General features: G+C 42.0%; 17 protein-coding genes and 1 pseudogene. 3 read left to right on the top strand and 15 right to left on the bottom strand.

The annotated features are described in order from the left end of the window. Positions 1–39: 39 nt before the first annotated feature. The 11 genes from AB3351_RS23370 to AB3351_RS23320 all read right to left on the bottom strand — a co-directional run bounded on the left by AB3351_RS23370 (position 40) and on the right by AB3351_RS23320 (position 11,066). The gene (locus AB3351_RS23370) at positions 40–1,113 is read right to left on the bottom strand and encodes an ABC transporter substrate-binding protein (RefSeq protein ID WP_371149517.1); all 1,074 of its coding nucleotides are present in this window, start codon (positions 1,111–1,113) and stop codon (positions 40–42) included. Continuing rightward, positions 1,110–1,913, bottom strand: a complete 804-nt coding sequence (locus AB3351_RS23365; RefSeq protein ID WP_371149516.1) for an ABC transporter permease — start codon at positions 1,911–1,913, stop codon at positions 1,110–1,112. The genes AB3351_RS23370 and AB3351_RS23365 overlap by 4 nt, the downstream gene beginning before the upstream one ends. Before the next feature lie 10 nt (positions 1,914–1,923). Next, positions 1,924–2,715 carry an ABC transporter permease gene (locus tag AB3351_RS23360; protein WP_371149515.1) on the bottom strand — a complete coding sequence of 264 codons (792 nt, stop codon included), beginning with the start codon at positions 2,713–2,715 and terminating at the stop codon, positions 1,924–1,926. After that, positions 2,705–3,811, bottom strand: a complete 1,107-nt coding sequence (locus tag AB3351_RS23355) for an ABC transporter ATP-binding protein (RefSeq protein ID WP_371149514.1) — start codon at positions 3,809–3,811, stop codon at positions 2,705–2,707. The genes AB3351_RS23360 and AB3351_RS23355 overlap by 11 nt, the downstream gene beginning before the upstream one ends. Positions 3,812–3,846: 35 nt before the next feature. Further along, the gene (locus AB3351_RS23350; RefSeq protein ID WP_371149513.1) at positions 3,847–4,389 is read right to left on the bottom strand and encodes a helix-turn-helix domain-containing protein; all 543 of its coding nucleotides are present in this window, start codon (positions 4,387–4,389) and stop codon (positions 3,847–3,849) included. Positions 4,390–4,576: 187 nt separating this feature from the next. Next, positions 4,577–5,806, bottom strand: a complete 1,230-nt coding sequence (locus tag AB3351_RS23345; protein ID WP_371149512.1) for a cytochrome P450 — start codon at positions 5,804–5,806, stop codon at positions 4,577–4,579. Between the two features lie 369 nt (positions 5,807–6,175). Continuing rightward, on the bottom strand, positions 6,176–7,120 hold the full coding sequence (locus AB3351_RS23340) for a DMT family transporter (protein WP_371149511.1): 945 nt from the start codon (positions 7,118–7,120) through the stop codon (positions 6,176–6,178). 180 nt (positions 7,121–7,300) lie between these two features. Next, positions 7,301–8,755, bottom strand: a complete 1,455-nt coding sequence (locus tag AB3351_RS23335) for an Msr family ABC-F type ribosomal protection protein (RefSeq protein WP_371149510.1) — start codon at positions 8,753–8,755, stop codon at positions 7,301–7,303. 111 nt (positions 8,756–8,866) lie between these two features. Then, positions 8,867–10,057 carry an MFS transporter gene (locus AB3351_RS23330; RefSeq protein ID WP_371149509.1) on the bottom strand — a complete coding sequence of 397 codons (1,191 nt, stop codon included), beginning with the start codon at positions 10,055–10,057 and terminating at the stop codon, positions 8,867–8,869. A 330-nt stretch (positions 10,058–10,387) separates the two neighbouring features. Continuing rightward, positions 10,388–10,432 (bottom strand): erythromycin resistance leader peptide, encoded by a 45-nt coding sequence (locus AB3351_RS23325; protein WP_371149537.1) that lies wholly within the window; start codon positions 10,430–10,432, stop codon positions 10,388–10,390. Between the two features lie 88 nt (positions 10,433–10,520). After that, positions 10,521–11,066 carry a GNAT family N-acetyltransferase gene (locus AB3351_RS23320; RefSeq protein WP_371149508.1) on the bottom strand — a complete coding sequence of 182 codons (546 nt, stop codon included), beginning with the start codon at positions 11,064–11,066 and terminating at the stop codon, positions 10,521–10,523. A gap of 443 nt (positions 11,067–11,509) precedes the next feature. Between AB3351_RS23320 and AB3351_RS23315 the strand changes: the two genes are divergently transcribed. Next, positions 11,510–12,244, top strand: coding sequence for a glucose 1-dehydrogenase (locus AB3351_RS23315; RefSeq protein ID WP_371149507.1), 735 nt, complete (start codon positions 11,510–11,512; stop codon positions 12,242–12,244). 57 nt (positions 12,245–12,301) lie between these two features. Here AB3351_RS23315 and AB3351_RS23310 read toward each other — a convergent pair whose 3' ends face one another. Then, on the bottom strand, positions 12,302–12,994 hold the full coding sequence (locus AB3351_RS23310; protein WP_371149506.1) for an SDR family oxidoreductase: 693 nt from the start codon (positions 12,992–12,994) through the stop codon (positions 12,302–12,304). Positions 12,995–13,070: 76 nt separating this feature from the next. On the opposite strand from AB3351_RS23310, the gene AB3351_RS23305 reads away from it, so the two are divergent. Next, the gene (locus tag AB3351_RS23305; protein WP_371149536.1) at positions 13,071–13,499 is read left to right on the top strand and encodes a LysR family transcriptional regulator substrate-binding protein; all 429 of its coding nucleotides are present in this window, start codon (positions 13,071–13,073) and stop codon (positions 13,497–13,499) included. A 33-nt stretch (positions 13,500–13,532) separates the two neighbouring features. Further along, a pseudogene (locus AB3351_RS23300) lies at positions 13,533–14,039 on the top strand (hypothetical protein). A gap of 79 nt (positions 14,040–14,118) precedes the next feature. On the opposite strand, the gene AB3351_RS23295 reads toward AB3351_RS23300, so the two are convergent. The 3 genes from AB3351_RS23295 to AB3351_RS23285 all read right to left on the bottom strand — a co-directional run bounded on the left by AB3351_RS23295 (position 14,119) and on the right by AB3351_RS23285 (position 15,788). Further along, a complete protein-coding gene (locus AB3351_RS23295) occupies positions 14,119–14,352 on the bottom strand; it encodes a hypothetical protein (RefSeq protein WP_371149539.1) in 234 nt (77 codons plus the stop codon). A 201-nt stretch (positions 14,353–14,553) separates the two neighbouring features. Then, a complete protein-coding gene (locus AB3351_RS23290) occupies positions 14,554–15,090 on the bottom strand; it encodes a M15 family metallopeptidase (RefSeq protein ID WP_371149505.1) in 537 nt (178 codons plus the stop codon). A 437-nt stretch (positions 15,091–15,527) separates the two neighbouring features. Then, positions 15,528–15,788, bottom strand: a complete 261-nt coding sequence (locus tag AB3351_RS23285; RefSeq protein WP_371149535.1) for a response regulator transcription factor — start codon at positions 15,786–15,788, stop codon at positions 15,528–15,530. Positions 15,789–16,325 lie beyond the last annotated feature (537 nt).

Here is a 16,325-nt window from a genome sequence, read left to right as displayed (position 1 = left end):
TGCACAAAAGAAGCATGGCCGCCGCCATGCTTCTTTCCTTTATTTCTTATGCATTTTAAATTCGAGGAACAGCTCATTATAGTGGGCCAGCATTTTCTTACCGAGATTCTCATACACTTCAAGCTTCTCTGTTACAGACGGCTCCGGATAGAACCGTGTATCACTTGCGATCTCCTCCGGTAAATACTCCATCGCTTTCTCATTCGGCGTCGAATAACCAACGTATTCAGCATTCTGTGCCGCATGCTCCGGCTCCAGCATGAAGTTGATAAACTGATGGGCGCCCTCCAGATTTCGTGCTGTCTTCGGAATGACCATATTATCAAACCACAGATTCGAGCCTTCCTTCGGCACAACATAATCAAGCTTCTCATTCTCATCCATAATCTCGGAGGCATCCCCGGACCAGACGACACCAACAGCCGCTTCCTCGTTGGCAAGCAGCATCTTAATCTCATCACCGACGATCGCTTTCACATTCGGCGTTAACGTATCGAGCTTCTGCTTGGCCTCTTGCAGATGCGCTTCATTCGTATCGTTGAGCGAGTAATGAAGGCTATTAAGCCCCATGCCCATCACTTCACGGGCTCCGTCCACCAGCAGAATGTTATTGCGCAAATCTTCATCCCACAGATCATTCCAGCTGGTCATCTCTTTTCCCTTGAGCATCTCCGGATTATAAATAATACCGACCGTCCCCCAGAAGTACGGTACCGAATACTGATTGTTCTTATCAAACGACAAATTCATGAAACGCTGATTGATATACTTTAGATTGGGCAGCTTCGCATGATCAAGCGGAAGCAGCAGCTTCTCTTCCTTCATTTTACTGATGGCGTATTCCGATGGAACCGCCACATCGAAAGTTGTACCGCCTTGCGCAATCTTCGTCATCATCGCCTCATTGGAATCGAATGTCTGATAGATTACTTTTATGCCGGTTTCTTTTTCGAACTGCTTCACCAGATCAGGGTCGATATAATCGCCCCAGTTATAAATCGTTAATGTATTGCTGCCTGAATAGCCCTGTGACGAATTCAGATACGTAGTCATATACAGCAGAGCGAACGAAACAATAAATATTGCGGCAAAGGAACGAACAAGCTGCTTCATTTTCTAACCCCCATTCCGCTCATTCGGCTGTTGCGCTGATTAATGAAGTAATAGCCGATCACAAGCACAATGGTAAATAAGAAGATCAATGTCGACAGCGCATTAATACTTAACGAAATCCCTTGTCTTGCCCGGGAATAAATCTCAACCGACAATGTTGAGAAGCCATTGCCTGTGACAAAAAACGTCACGGCAAAATCATCGAGTGAATACGTCAGCGCCATAAAAAATCCGGCAAATATCCCCGGTGTAATGAACGGCAGTACTACTTTCCAAAGAATATCGAATCGGCTTGCTCCAAGGTCACGCGCCGCATCGATCAGCGTCGGACTCATCTCCTGCAGCTTCGGCAGTACCATCAGCACGACAATCGGGATGCTAAACGCAATATGGGAGAGCAGCACCGATGTAAAGCCGAGCTTAATCCCCACCATTGTAAACAGAATCAAAAACGATGCACCAATAATTACATCCGGGCTTACAATTAGTACATTATTGAGCGCAAGCATCGTATTTTTTACCCGCCGTCTTCTCGCATACATAATAGCAAGCGCACCGATCACGCCGAGAATCGTAGCGATCGCAGATGACAACAGTGCAATCACAAGCGTATTCAGCACAATAATAAGAAGGCGCGTATCTGCAAATACCTCCTTATACCACTCAAGCGTAAATCCTTCAAATTCACGCATCGAGCCACCGCTGTTAAAGGAATAGAACATCAAATAGAAGATCGGGGCATACAGAATAAAGAAAACGAAAATAAGATAGATGTTGGCAAATGTTCCATTACGTTTCATACTGCACCCCTCACTTCCTATTCCCTGTGACGATCATAATAATCGCCATCGCAATAATTAAGAAGACAGCAATCGTTGAACCCATGCCCCAATCCTGCGTGACAAGGAAATGCTGCTCAATCGCTGTGCCAAGCGTAATGACCCGGTTTCCCGCAATCAGACGTGTAATCATAAACAGGGATAGGGCCGGAATAAAAACAGCCTGACAGCCTGACTTTACGCCATCGAGCGTCAGCGGAAAGATGACGCGGCGAAAAGTTGTCCAAGCCGATGCACCAAGATCACGCGCCGCATATACGAGCGACGGATTCAGTTCTTCAAGAGCGTTATAAATGGGCAGCACCATAAATGGAATAAAAATATATACAGAAACGAACACAAAGCTAAAGTCGGTAAACAAGATTTGCTGGCTGCCGATCCCTAAAACTTCAAGCAATGCATTCGCGGGTCCATATGTGCCGAAAATACCGAGAAAAGCATACGCCTTAAGCAGCAGGTTAATCCATGTCGGCAAAATAATAAGCAAAAGCCAGAGCTGCTTGTGCTTCGTCTTCGTCAGCAGGTACGCGGTCGGATAAGCGATCAAAAGCGAAAACACGGTAATGAGCAGCGCATACCAGAAGGAGCTGAGCGCCATCTGCAAATAGACCGGGGTAAAAAACTTCTCATAGTTTCCCAGCGTGAAGTTACCTTCAATATCAAAAAAAGAATAATACAAAATAAGAAGGACGGGCGCAATAACAAACAGCGCCATCCACAACAAGTATGGAATGAAATAGACGGCACGTGTTCTACTCTGCATGTTCGACCTCATCATACGCCTCTAAGCGCTTATCGAATTCCTCTTCCGTCTCTCCAAAGCGCATAACATGAATGGCTTCCGGATCAAAATACAAGCCGATCCAGTCTCCGACAGTTGCCTTCTTAGTGGAGTGTACAAGCCATTCATTACCATCTTCATCATAGCAGGAGATCTCGTAGTGTACGCCGCGGAAAAGCTGGGAGTCGACACGAACCTTCAACTTGCCCTGATCATGCTTGGTAATCTCCAAATCCTCGGGACGAATTACGATTTCGACTGGCTCGTTCACATTAAGCCCTTGATCCACACACTCAAATTTCTTCCCGGCAAACTCTACTTCGAAATCTTGAATCATCTTGCCGGGAATGATGTTCGATTCACCGATAAAGTCCGCCACAAATCGGTTAATCGGCTCATCATAAATATCGGTTGGCGTGCCGCTCTGCTGAATTTTCCCTTTGTTCAATACAAATATTTCATCCGACATCGCCAGCGCTTCTTCTTGATCGTGCGTGACGAAGATAAACGTAATGCCCAGACGGCGCTGCAATTCACGCAGTTCATACTGCATCTCCGTGCGAAGCTTCAGATCGAGCGCAGACAGCGGTTCATCAAGCAGAATCACTTCCGGCTCATTCACGATGGCACGGGCAATCGCCACACGCTGCCGCTGTCCGCCTGACATCTCATTGATTTCGCGCGATTCGTAGCCCTCCAGGTTCACGAAGCGGAGCGCTTCCTGCACCTTGACCGTAATCTCCGCATTTTTCATCTTTTTGATGCGCAGGCCGAACGCTACGTTTTCAAACACATTCAGGTGAGGAAACAGCGCATAATCCTGAAACACCGTGTTTACCTGACGTTCATTGGCAGGCACATGATTGATCACTTTTCCGTTAAAATAAATGCTCCCTTTTGACGGTTCAATAAACCCTGCGATTAACCGCAGAATCGTTGTCTTTCCACAGCCGGAAGGCCCAAGCAGTGTATAGAATTTACCACGCTCAATCTCAAAGCTCACGTTGTCTAGCACGGCGGGATCATTATCATATTGTTTGGTTACATGTTCAAAGCGAATAATTGTACGATCTGTCATAGCTGCCTCCCCCTATCATCATTTACTAATAAACTTTATAAGTACGACTCCGTTGCGACAAGTAGTACCTCCGATTGTCCATCGTAGTCATTTATAATCTGGTGTTCATCTGATGCATGAAAATAAATCGCCTCGCCGGCTTTCGCATAATACGTATGCTTGCCCAGGCGAATCATAATACGTCCGCGCAGCACATAAGCGAACGTTTCCGCAAGAGAAGGCTCAAACTGCTTAAACTCACCGCCGGACTCAAGCGTCAGGCGAATCGGTTCCATTTCTTTTTCATTTGATTCAGGAACAAGCCACTGAATGTGATAGCCCCGCTCCTCATCATAAAAGGCGGTCTGCTCTTCCTCACTGTATACCACCTTTTGTTTGCGTTCCTCTTCATCGAAGAACTCCTTGGGCGTACAGCCAAGCACCTCTAGAATAGCAAAAAACGTCTCAAGGGAAGGCGAGCTTAGATCCCGTTCGAGCTGAGAGATGTACCCTTTGCTTAAGTCAGTACGTTCACCAAGCTCTTCCTGTGTTAATCCTTTTTTCAATCGCAGATTTTTAATCTTTCTTCCGATTTGCATCGTCTAGCCCTCAATCTTGTTTATAATAAGTAAACATATAGTCAATAAAGTTTATTATTACTGAACTTGAAGTTTACTTTTAACCCTCATCTATTATACATATTTACTAGAAAAGTTCAATTGTATTTTCATACCACAAAAAAAAGCAGGAGATCAAATACATCTTGATCTCCTGCTTTGTGTATTCCTATACAAACGCCTTAAATGGAAGGGTTACCAGCGTTTGACCGGTTGCTGAATCGGTGAGATGATCTTCTACGTTAAAATCAGCAAGCGGTTCAATGCGCGAGTACTTTTTGAGAAAGGACGTAAGCGCAATGTTTGCTTCCAGACGGGCGAGCGGCGCACCCAGACAAAAATGCGGCCCGTTTCCAAACGTTACATGCTTCTTGTTCGTAGGCCGGTGAATGTTGACGGTGAACGGATCTTCAAACATGTCTTTGTCCAAGTTCGCCGCACTCAGCCAGGCAATCACAACATCACCCTTTTTTAGCTCCACTCCTAATAGATCGTTATCTTTTTTTACTGTACGATCAATTTTAGATAGCTGGAAGCGGTATCTGAGCATTTCTTCTACCGCCTGCGGAACCCATTCCGGATGATCATGCAATTCCTCATACAGTGTCGCATCGTCATATAATAAGGAATAAAACGTGCTGGACAGCAAATGACTGGTCGTTTCCACACCCGCTCCGAGAATCAGCATCGTCGTCCGCACGACTTCATCATCGGTAAAGGTCTCCCCGTCCACCTCTGCCTGCAGTAAGTCAGATATGATATCATCAGCGGGGTTTTGTCTTTTCTTTACCACGATCGGATATAAATACTCATAATATTCTTTGGCAGCTATCTGCTTCTTGCGATTGATATCTTCCGCCTCTTCTCTCTTAAACGGCAAAAACAGCGTATCTACCCATTCTTTAAATAATAGCCGGTCTTTTGATGGAACACCCATCAGATCAGACATAATGATGATGGGAAGCGGACTGGTCAGCGATTGAACGATCTCAATCTCAGTATCGGTCCCCAATTGTCCAATCAGTTCATCCACAATCTCCTGAATACGGGGCTCCCAATTCTGCAGACTTCTCGGCGTAAAGGCCGCCGACAACAGCGAACGACGTTTTCTGTGCTCAGGTGGGTCCGCATCAATAATATTGGTCTTGTCAGGTACAGAGCCGTCCTCGCTATCCGTACCAACCGCAATAGTCGTACGGGTGCGAACGCTCGAAAAATGTTCGTAATCGCTAATCACACGCTTCACATTTTCATATGTAAAGACATTCCACGTATTCGTTCCTTCATGATAGCTCACCGGATTGTGCTCCAGCATCTGCTTGCACCAGGCGTATGGGCTGAACTCTTCGGAACGCGTTGTAAATGGTGCGACTTCCTTGACTGCAATCAGTTCTTTCATGCTACCGAATCCTCCTGCTTTGTAGGGATGTCAACAAAATGTGGTAAAGGACCCTTAACGTTACATGCTAGTTTTTTTATATATTTACTACAAATATATAACTATTCCATTATAAAATACGAAAATAAGACAAACCATGCTTCCTCTGCCCCAACCTAAAAAGGCAAAATAATACTCATGAAATCTGAGCGATTTTATGTCTTCTTTGTCATTTGAACCGAGGATAATCCAAAATAAAGTGGCTGTCCAAAAAGTCATATTTCAGCCAAGGCCTTGATAAAGCAAAAGGCCAAGCATGCTGTTACATCAACATGCTTGGCTTTTTGTTTTGTATGCATTTTACGCGTAAAGGGACTTTTTAGACAGCAACTAGCGCTTCTTCCTATTCAAATTTACCGTCTCTTTATCTGTCACCATCGATAAAATCACAATGGTACTTAGAATACACGCTGTGCCGGCCCACTCTACGGGACCAAAGGCTACCTGCAGCCATACGACTGATAACACAGCGGCGGACAGCGGTTCCGCACACGCTAATAAACTCGCTTCCGAGGCACTCAGATAGGTCAGACTTTCTAAATAGCAGTAAAAAGCAATGAGCGTCCCAAATACAACGATAAATAGGACGGCAAAAAGCGAGGGAGTCGACCATTGGCCTTCAAATCTCCAGGGTGGATGAATGAAGCTAAAGCCGACTCCCCCCAGCAGCATTCCCCATCCTACTACGATCATCGATCCCCACGCGGCGAGGAGCTTATGGGGCTGTAATGTATAGAAAGCCAGTGAAACAGCCGAGAGAAGTCCCCAAAATAATGCCCACCCGGACATTGATAACGCATGAATGCTTCCCTGTGTCACAAGAAGGAAGGTTCCCAAAAGCGCTAACACGACAGCTATTATTTCTTTTAGAACAGGAAGCCGTTTTGAACGAACCGCTACATAGCACGTAATAAGCACGGGCGCCAAATATTGAAGCACGGTAGCTGTGGCGGCATTTCCGTGGTGAATAGCTGCAAAATATGTATACTGCACAGCTACCATCCCTAAGATGCTGAACAACAGAAGGCTTACAAGATCGCGTTTATTTTTCCAGATTCCCCATATGCGCTGCTTTTCTTTTCGATAAGCAAACCCTAATAAAAGAATTCCTGAAAATAATAAGCGAATGACCACCAACCACTCCGGGCTAAACCCCCGCTGTTGAAACAAATACTGAGCAACCGTACCTGAGATCCCCCACAACACCGCTCCCGTAAGAACCATAACGATTCCATTTATTCTTGGATAAGACATGACCGCATTGGCAGAACGCATCGCTTCCCCTCACTACTCCTCTACTCTCGATATCTGTTAGTAAAAATCTTACTTTTTGTCCTCATTGAAAGTTACGGGAATATTCATAGTATACTTCTTCTTGAAGAACAATGCTTCTATCGTCGCAGAAAAAAATACCCTTAGACAAAATATATCTAAGGGCATAAAGCTTGCTCATGTTCAGAGCACATGTATTTTTTTCTCAAATATAGAGAACTGGAGATCTGCTATATTTTTTATAAACTTCTTATCATGGGATACAAATATAATTGTTCCTTCGTATGCAGATATAAACCTCTCTAGCGCTTCAATAGCATAAATATCTAAAAAGTTAGTCGGCTCGTCTAATAATAAGATGTTGTATTCCCCTAAGAAAAGTTGACAAAGCTGAAGGCGAATCGCTTCTCCGCCACTTAATGACTTCACACTTTTTAATAGATCTGTACCAACAAACTGCATGGAATGTAAAACACTTCGTAAAAATCCTTCATCATATTCCGAGCGGTTTTTCAAAAATTGCAGTACTGTTTCATCGCTTGTACATTGATAGCCCATTTGTTGGAAGTAACCGATTTTTGCTTTCGGTGATATGATTAAACCCTCACCATTGTTCGCAATGTGGTGAAGTAATGTACTTTTTCCACTACCGTTGCTGCCTGTAATCGCTATGTTTTTACCCAGCGGCATCTGGAAACTGACTTCATCCAACAACACTTTATCGTTCACACGGAGAGTGAGTCTGTCAGCCATAATGGGAAACTTATTGTGCAGCTCCACTGCCTTCGACTGACGGAACATAATTTGTCTTTCTTCTTTAACGGCCTCTATTTCCTGAAGCTTTTCCTTTCGATGTTCAATCGCTTTGGCTGCCCGCTGTACGGCTTTTTGACTCGTTCCTTTCGATTTCGTCATGAACATTTGGTTTGGTTTTGCACTTGCTTCTTTTTTTGACATTTTTCCTGCTTGCGCAATTTTTTCAGCCTTTTTCATTTTTTCTCGGGCCGCTTTTTCCAGTCGACTCTTTTCTTTTATATATTGTTCATACGCTTGGCTTTGCTGTTTCTGCTCTATTTGCTTTTGCGCCATGTACTCACTGTAATTTCCTGAATAAACGTTTACCCTGCCCTCATCTACTTCCCAAATTGTTGTGACGAGTTCATCTAACACAGCTCGGTCATGACTAATTACTATAAGCGCCCCGTAGTAATAATGCAATTCATCAAGCAAAAACGAAATACCATCCTGATCCAAATGTGTTGTTGGTTCATCCAGAAGTAACGCTTCGTAATGATGAGTAAACATTTGTGCAAGTTTCATCCTTGTCTGCTCCCCGCCACTTAAGCATTCGGAATGCTTCGGAACATTTAATTTTCCGAGTAACGCTGGATCAGCTTCCGTGGCTGTTGGAGCTTTAATTTGCTCAAAATAACCGCAGTCCACATGACGATTCACTTTCCCGCTTGATGGCTGTACAATACCCGCCAGTAGCTTTAGTATTGTGCTTTTTCCTGCACCATTTTTTCCGACGATACCGATGCGGTCAAATTGATGTACAGCTGCCCTTTCAATCTTTACTACTTCTTTATCTAAATAGATTACTTCGACCTTTTCTAATTCAAAACATAGTTGTTCCATTTTGCTACCTCCGAAATTTTTTCTATTTCGTATCGATAGCGTAGAATCGATACGAGCGTGTCATTCAAGCTCGTATCAAAAAAAGAATAAGAATTGCATGGATTTCTCCTCCTATTTTGCCTTGATTGCCATAACTCCACTGAGAAAAATGAGGATGCCTACCATAGAAAATAGCGTGGCTACACTTGTTAATTCAATCACTACTCCAGCTAACGCATACCCTATTGGTGTAGCAAGCAACGAGAGACTTGTCACAAAGCTAAATACTCGCCCAAGTAAATGAATCTCTATTTCCGTTTGGATATAAGCATAGAATGGAGCTGAGAATAAGGGACCCGATATGCCTACTAGACCACTACACACAACAAATACATAGAAAAGGGATGGCGAGAGCAAACCAGAAAGGAATAACGCAACGCCCATAAGCATTATCCCTACTGCCATTGTGTTGATTTTATCGAAACGATCTCCTAATACACCCAGCACCAAACCGCCGACTACTAATCCAATCGCAAAAACACTTTCGACGATCCCGGCTTCCACGACACCCTTTTCAAAGTAATTACGTGTCATAAGCGGAAAGTACGTGCTAAGAGGAATGTACAGAACGGCTACAACTGTCATGATGATGGTTAGCTTCAGCAATACGGGATGCTTCATAATTGCATGGTACCCTTCTTTCATGTCAGCAATAAAGCTGGTATAAGCTTTTTCTTCTATCCCTGGTACCCTTGGGATACGAATAAACAGTAAAACGCTGCTCGCAATAACAGCACCCAAAACATCTAATAATAACACCCACTCAAGTGAGCTAACGGCCAGCAAAGCCATTCCCACGGCGGGACCTGCAATATTTGAAATGGAACTCACCATCTGACTCCAACCTGCAACCTTGGTAAGATGCTCTTCAGGTGCGAGCAATGGTACAGAAGCTTGCATTGCCGGCATATGAAAGGCAGTTGCCAGGGAACGAACAAGCAACACGAGAATGACGAAGGCAATACTGGGATCACTAATATACATCGATATAAATAAGAGTAAACTACCGAGCGCAACCGCCATATCTGCGCAGATCATGATTGTTTTACGAGAGTAACGATCCGTCAATGTTCCTGCAAAAGGTCCAACCAGTGCTTGCGGCAAAAACCCTGCCAATCCTGCTAGTGTTAATACAAATGGTGAACCTGTTGTATCTGTTAACCACCAGATGATACTAAATTGAACAGCTGCACTACTTACTAACGAAAAGAACTGCCCTATATATATCGCAAAGAATTTTCGTTTCCAATTTTTATTCTCCATTACAATTGATACCTCCTAACGTAGTTGCGTATCGATTCTTCACCGATACGAGCTGATCCAAAATGTCCCCAATCATTTTAAAAAGAAAATAAAAAATCACAGACAATATGTCTGTGATTCAGAGTAAAGGGAAAGATTACGCTAGAATTGCTGTCCCCAAATAACCTCTTCTACAAAAGCAAAAAGGGGATTATACAAAAAATAAAGAAAGGCAAAACGATCCGCCTTTCTTCATCATACATATTTGTATTTAAAATGAAGATTATTAAAAAAGGACAGACTTATCCCGTTTACTCTGCATACAGATACAGAGCCTTTGACCATATTTAATTACTGGTTCAAAGTTGGGAAACGTAATGTTATCGAATGTGTCATTTTTTAATAATCCTCCTTAAAGTTTAAAATTACAATGCTTATTATAAAGTTTTTTAAAAAAAAGTCAACAATGACAAATGATTCCTATTTACATTCCGTTTATCTCTAACCCAAACAATATAAAGTCATAGAACTGACCATTTATTTGGAACTCTCTCTTTGAAAGTCCTTCCTGTACAAAACCGAATTTTTCACAAAGCCGTATCGACGTTTTGTTGTCTGTGCGCGTTCGTCCATTGATCTTTTGCACAACTCCTGTATTCCTTGCCCAATCCATAAAGACATTCATCAGGGCTGTGCCAATGCCCTCTCCCCAGTACTCTTTGAGAACGCTGGCTCCGGCTTCTCCGACGTGCTCCGTTCTCTTTCGCGCTCCCCCGAAGAAGGTCAGCATGCCAACAATACGGTCGTCCTCTGAAACCGCAACAAGGATCAGCGAATTGGACTGAGAGGAGGTGGATGAAATAAACCTGCGCTCCTCCTCTATGGAAACCGTAAACTCGCCAGCCCCGAAAGTCAAAAAGTCTGACTCGCCCGCAACTACATTTAAATAACGGATTATGCCTTCCGCATCCTCTTCTTGAGCCTTACGAATAACAACAGACCGATTTTTGTTCGTCAAAAATTCGCTCATCGAATCCCCCCAAAAAAATAAATATTGGAAGTAAAAGAACAAAAAGATACAGATAGATCCTCATGGTAAATCATTCATTTCTTACCATCCTATCTCCATATATCCATCATTCAGGTATTTAGCAGACCATCATTTGGTAATACTAATTCTTATCATTACCATAATAAGGAGACGATTGCATTATAAAAATCACGAATAAGCAGTGCGCAGGCAAGGGGAAACCGCAGTCCCGATTGGTTCTTGAAGGTTTTTCTGCGATACGAGCTGCAAGAGCACGTAGGATTTGACATTTTATGAAGCAAATTTCAATACCAAAATACGCGTATTGTTGAACTTATTATGACATGATGCTTTTTGATGGACAAAAACCTCATGTATTGTTAATTTACAAGTGTACTATAATTTTTCACACTACCTATAAGGTTAATAGGAGGAATCACAACATGGCACGTTTAGAAGGGAAAATTGCTATTATTACAGGTGCTGCTCAGGGTATGGGCGCAGCACATGCCCGTAAATTCATTGAAGAAGGTGCAAAAGTCGTTTTAACGGACTTAAATGAAGAAAAAGGAAAAGCTTTTGCCGCAGAACTTGGCGAAAACGCTTTATTCGTAAAGCAAAACGTCACAAACTCTGACGATTGGGCAGCTGTCGTAGAAGCAGCAGAAAAAGCATTTGGTAATGTGAACGTATTGGTAAACAACGCCGGTATTACGATGGCAAAATCTATTTTAGAAACAACGGAAGAGGAATACCGCCGCATCGTGGACATTAACCAGGTTTCCGTATTTTTAGGCATGAAAGCAGTTATTCCATCCATGCAAAAAGCAGGTGGCGGTTCAATTGTTAACATTTCATCCATGAACGGAATTGTCGGCGGTGCAGTAGGTTATACAGATACAAAATTTGCTGTACGCGGTATAACAAAAGCAGCCGTAATGGAATGCTCCGCTTACGGCATTCGCGTAAACTCCGTACATCCAGGCGTAATTGCCACACCAATGGTCGTGCAAGAAGATACGAAAGCAGCGGTAGATGAATTCTCTAAACACATTCCGCTGAAGCGCGTGGCACAGCCAGAAGAAGTTTCGAATCTAGTGCTTTACTTAGCATCCGATGAGTCAAGCTATTCAACCGGATCTGAATTCATCGTCGATGGCGGCTTAACCGCAATGTAATATAAACATACTGCCAGTAGCAGCACAAACCAGAACAATCGTTTGTGCTGCTTTTTATCACGGCTTTGGACAAGTAAGTGACTTTCCATTATCTTTTTTAGTAAGGCTTAACATAAAAGGAACCGCGACGTGCGACCAGCTTTCAGCCGTAGGTGATTGGTCAACAAATTGTGGTGCACTTGAATGCAGCATGGGCGTGTTAATACCGCCGCCAGGGTCCAATGCAACTGCCGCCATTCCTTTAGGTAACTCCAATGCCATGGATTGTGTTAACCCCTCAATCGCAAACTTTGAAGCACAATAGGGAGCCAGTTCGGCTTCTCCATATCTGCCCCAACTCGAACTGATGTTAATAATTATCCCTTTTTCCTTCTTAATCATTGCCGGAACAAAAGACCGTATCACATGCACCGTCCCGCTCACGTTACTATTCATTACTTCTGCAAATTCCTCTGCGGGAACATTCCAAAGGGCCGCCTTTTTATTAACGATGGATGCATTGTTAACCAGCATATCGGGTGCCCCATATTTTGAGATCGTACCAGCTGCCCAGCTAGCAACCGCCTTTTCATTTGAAATATCGATGGATTGGAAATCATGTTTGTGATGAAACTGGTTTCTGATTACTTTTATTTCATTTTCATTTCGGCCACAGCCCATAACGACCCAACCCAACTCATCAAAACGATGAATCATAGCGCGCCCTAAACCTTGCGTCACTCCTGCTATGACTACAAGCTTATTTTTCAATTTCTTTCCTCTTTTCTCTGTTAATGGTGAGTTTCCATTTTATACACCTCTCTGCTATCTGACTAGTTAAAAAACAATTCTTCTTTTTTGGAATTCTGCAGAAGGAATTCTCGGGCTGCAAAAAGGAAAGATCAGCACTGGCACATTTGGGAGTGTTACAATCAAATGGCTACCCCACATTCTGCGCCGATTTAATCAACAATTTCCTCATATTGAAGTAACATTGCTGGAAGGGCCGTACGAGGGAATTGTCCACTGGATTCAAACAAGAACGGTTGATGTAGGCTTTATCCTAAAACAAGATAAAATGACAGTAGACTTTTATCCGCTTAAAGACGACCGTTTAAAACTGCTGCTTCCATGTACGCATACACTAAGCGGGCAGCAAAAGGTAACAATGCAGCAGCTTACATCCAACCCCTTTATCATGCCGTATAAGGGCTGTGATGAGCATGTTCGAAAACTATTCAAAAAACAAATTGACGAAAGACTGGATTTCTCATGAAAAGGCAAGGGGAGAATACAGATGAAATTTTATATGAATTTCGGTGATACAAATTTTATTGGACTAGTTAATACTGATCAATACAAATCATTCGTGGATGAAGATTGGGAGTTAGATATTCTCCTGCAGCATTTTGGAAACGAAATGAAAATGGGACATATTTTAGTATGCCAAATGACGGAAGAAGAAATAGAGCATTCTTAGAATGTTGACGTAAAAATAGGAGTCAAAGAAATGAATCCACCCTATTTTCGAAAGGCGGTAGGATACATCAAAGTAACAGATAATCAATTATATTTGGTTGATTATGACTGTCTTACCATATCTGCACAATTTGAAGATGAGAAAGTACCTGACAAAAATTGCTCTACTTATAAAATTGAGATCGAGAATGGCGTTTATCAAGTTGAGCTCGTTCAATATTATAATGTTGATACAGATGAATATGTTGGAGTGAACGAAACGGACATTTTACTACATTTCATAAAAGTATCCGACTTCCAATCGGTAGCTGATACTGTTTTTTGGTGTACTTATTAAGTTATAAAGAATTTTATCTCGTGAAAAGAAAAAACACGAAGGAAATTGGCTGGAAAAGTCCAATTCTCTTCGTGCGATTCTACCATTGCTCCCACATTTTTTCTACCAATTCAATGTTGGCATCTTCGTCCAATTTGGTACGATTAATTGCTCGTTTCATTGTTTCTTCTTTATTCGCTCTTAAGATAATGTAATGTACCTCATAATTATCTTGTACGATTTTTAACCACGGCTTATAATCTATACAAATGCTATAGCCTCGACCTTCTTTTATCCATTTCTCAATTTGAGTGATTCTTTTTCGTTTCGACATAAAAAACATCCCTTTGGCTAAATAATAACCAAAGGGGTAAAGCTTCTCAATTTTTTTATAAACGACGCAATCTTATTTTAAAGCCACACTTCTATCTTTTCACTATTCATTAGATGTAATCTTTATATACAACTTCAGCTTTGCTCATCTTTACTAAGAGAAGTATTAGTAAATACCTTACATTCAGCAGTCGCTACCTTCTTATTTTCCCGGATATAAAGATTGCTCAGGGGGCCTTTCTCCACGTTGTAAATCATGTATGCTCAGTCCAAAATCCATTTGTAAATGGGGATAATCTTTGAATCCCTGCCAGTTTCCTCCCCATTCAAATCCTATTTTTTTCGCAATGTAAACAACTTCCAACCAATCCGACTTTCCGTTTCCGTTGCCATCGTAAGTCATATCCCATATAGGTTGTTGTTTTTGATTTAGTATAGCAAAATCAATGGCTAATCCATAATTATGGAACGATTCGCCTCCTTGGGCGTGTGTAATAATTTCACCTTCCGTACTTCTTCCTTTTGCATAAAGACGATCTTGTTCTTCAAAACTGCGAAAATCATCCGTAATCATAACCTCTATTCCTTTTGTCTTTGCCTGTTGGATTAGCTGTTCGCTTCGCTCAGAAACGATATGGTAAAGCCCATCCGGCAGTTTAGAATCTAGAGTATTTAATTCATTTATGAAAATTAAACACAAAAATAATAGTAATAAAAATAAAAAAAACCACTTCTTCATTCCTCAGTTTCCTCCTATTCTTCTTGGCTTAAAGTCTAGGTGAAACTTCTTAAAAAATAAGTAGGATAATTATTAATTCTCTCTTAAATTATGCACTCAAAGTTAACCTTTCTTAATGAGCTTGTTCGCCCCACTTGGCAAACGGTCTTCAAAAATTATCTGTATTATGCTGTCCATAATATTCTTCGCAATGAACAAGCCAAGACCTGTGCTATTTACCGTTTATGTTTGACAGAAACACATTTGTAACTTTGGAATAAAGTTTGATTAAAAGCAGGGTGTGGACGTTGATTTTAAATATAGAATGGACCCTCTCGTTTTGAAAAAAGATTGATTAAAACAGTAAGAGAGTATTTATTATCTAAGACGCAGTAACAAAACAGGCAACAAACGTTCGGGAGTAAGGGCTATAATACTTAATCGTTCAGTTTTAATTTTCATTTTGCCACTTTTAAAACCAAATCGCCTACGGTCAGCATGGAGGAATTGTTACTTCCACTGCGAAGCTGAACGGTAATACGAGCCAACAATTCTTTCATGTCAAAGGGCTTGGTTACATAGTCGGCAGCGCCCCCTAGCAGAAGATTGACTCTATCATCAATACTAACCTTGGCACTGACTACAAGCACGGGAATACCTTTAATTTTGGGAAGTAATTCCTCTCCAGATAGTCCAGGAAGCATTAAATCAAGCAACACCAAATCTAGTGTCCACTGCTGAAATAATAATAGTGCCTCTGTGCCAGAATATTTCCGATATGTCCATCATCTTCAATAATGGCGATTGTTTTCACAGATAATTGACCTCCTTTTCCAAGGGCTATGTGTAGTCGTCAAAAATAAACCTTCCGTACACCTTCCTCGCCCTTCTCTCAAACCCTTGTCATCCCTGCCTTTCTCCTATTTATTGTAAGAAATCAGATTTTTTAGGAAAACATAGTTGGTAAATGAAATGACAGGAATCAGGAGGTTAGCGAGGGGGTTTTCCTGCTTTTTTCTCTAAAACCCTGTACTTTCGGACTTTTTCCGAATTTTCTCTTGCCTTCCCCTTGCTTTTTCTCTAACTTTTTCAAACAAAAAACACGAGGAAAATTGGAGAGTTGCTCCAATTTCCACTCGTGCTATTTACCGTTTATGTTTGACGGGAACATTTAGGTGTGTACAACATTTGTTGGTTTGGAACACGAGTGTTGATTAGCCAAAAAAAGTAAATAAAAAACGAAAAAGAGGCGCCTT

It is taken from the genome of Aneurinibacillus sp. REN35, assembly GCF_041379945.2.
Classification (GTDB): Bacteria; Bacillota; Bacilli; order Aneurinibacillales; family Aneurinibacillaceae; genus Aneurinibacillus.
This window is presented reverse-complemented; position numbering and strand designations above follow the sequence as displayed.

What these genes read in the sequence shown, in the direction of transcription:
- AB3351_RS23350 (WP_371149513.1), bottom strand. Translation starts at nt 4,389, where the DNA reads ATGCAAATCGGAAGAAAGATTAAAAATCTGCGATTGAAAAAAGGATTA.
- AB3351_RS23330 (WP_371149509.1), bottom strand. Translation starts at nt 10,057, where the DNA reads ATGGAGAATAAAAATTGGAAACGAAAATTCTTTGCGATATATATAGGG.
- AB3351_RS23355 (WP_371149514.1), bottom strand. Translation starts at nt 3,811, where the DNA reads ATGACAGATCGTACAATTATTCGCTTTGAACATGTAACCAAACAATAT.
- AB3351_RS23360 (WP_371149515.1), bottom strand. Translation starts at nt 2,715, where the DNA reads ATGCAGAGTAGAACACGTGCCGTCTATTTCATTCCATACTTGTTGTGG.
- AB3351_RS23345 (WP_371149512.1), bottom strand. Translation starts at nt 5,806, where the DNA reads ATGAAAGAACTGATTGCAGTCAAGGAAGTCGCACCATTTACAACGCGT.
- AB3351_RS23320 (WP_371149508.1), bottom strand. Translation starts at nt 11,066, where the DNA reads ATGAGCGAATTTTTGACGAACAAAAATCGGTCTGTTGTTATTCGTAAG.
- AB3351_RS23365 (WP_371149516.1), bottom strand. Translation starts at nt 1,913, where the DNA reads ATGAAACGTAATGGAACATTTGCCAACATCTATCTTATTTTCGTTTTC.
- AB3351_RS23370 (WP_371149517.1), bottom strand. Translation starts at nt 1,113, where the DNA reads ATGAAGCAGCTTGTTCGTTCCTTTGCCGCAATATTTATTGTTTCGTTC.
- AB3351_RS23290 (WP_371149505.1), bottom strand. Translation starts at nt 15,090, where the DNA reads ATGAAGAAGTGGTTTTTTTTATTTTTATTACTATTATTTTTGTGTTTA.
- AB3351_RS23335 (WP_371149510.1), bottom strand. Translation starts at nt 8,755, where the DNA reads ATGGAACAACTATGTTTTGAATTAGAAAAGGTCGAAGTAATCTATTTA.
- AB3351_RS23315 (WP_371149507.1), top strand. Translation starts at nt 11,510, where the DNA reads ATGGCACGTTTAGAAGGGAAAATTGCTATTATTACAGGTGCTGCTCAG.
- AB3351_RS23340 (WP_371149511.1), bottom strand. Translation starts at nt 7,120, where the DNA reads ATGCGTTCTGCCAATGCGGTCATGTCTTATCCAAGAATAAATGGAATC.
- AB3351_RS23295 (WP_371149539.1), bottom strand. Translation starts at nt 14,352, where the DNA reads ATGTCGAAACGAAAAAGAATCACTCAAATTGAGAAATGGATAAAAGAA.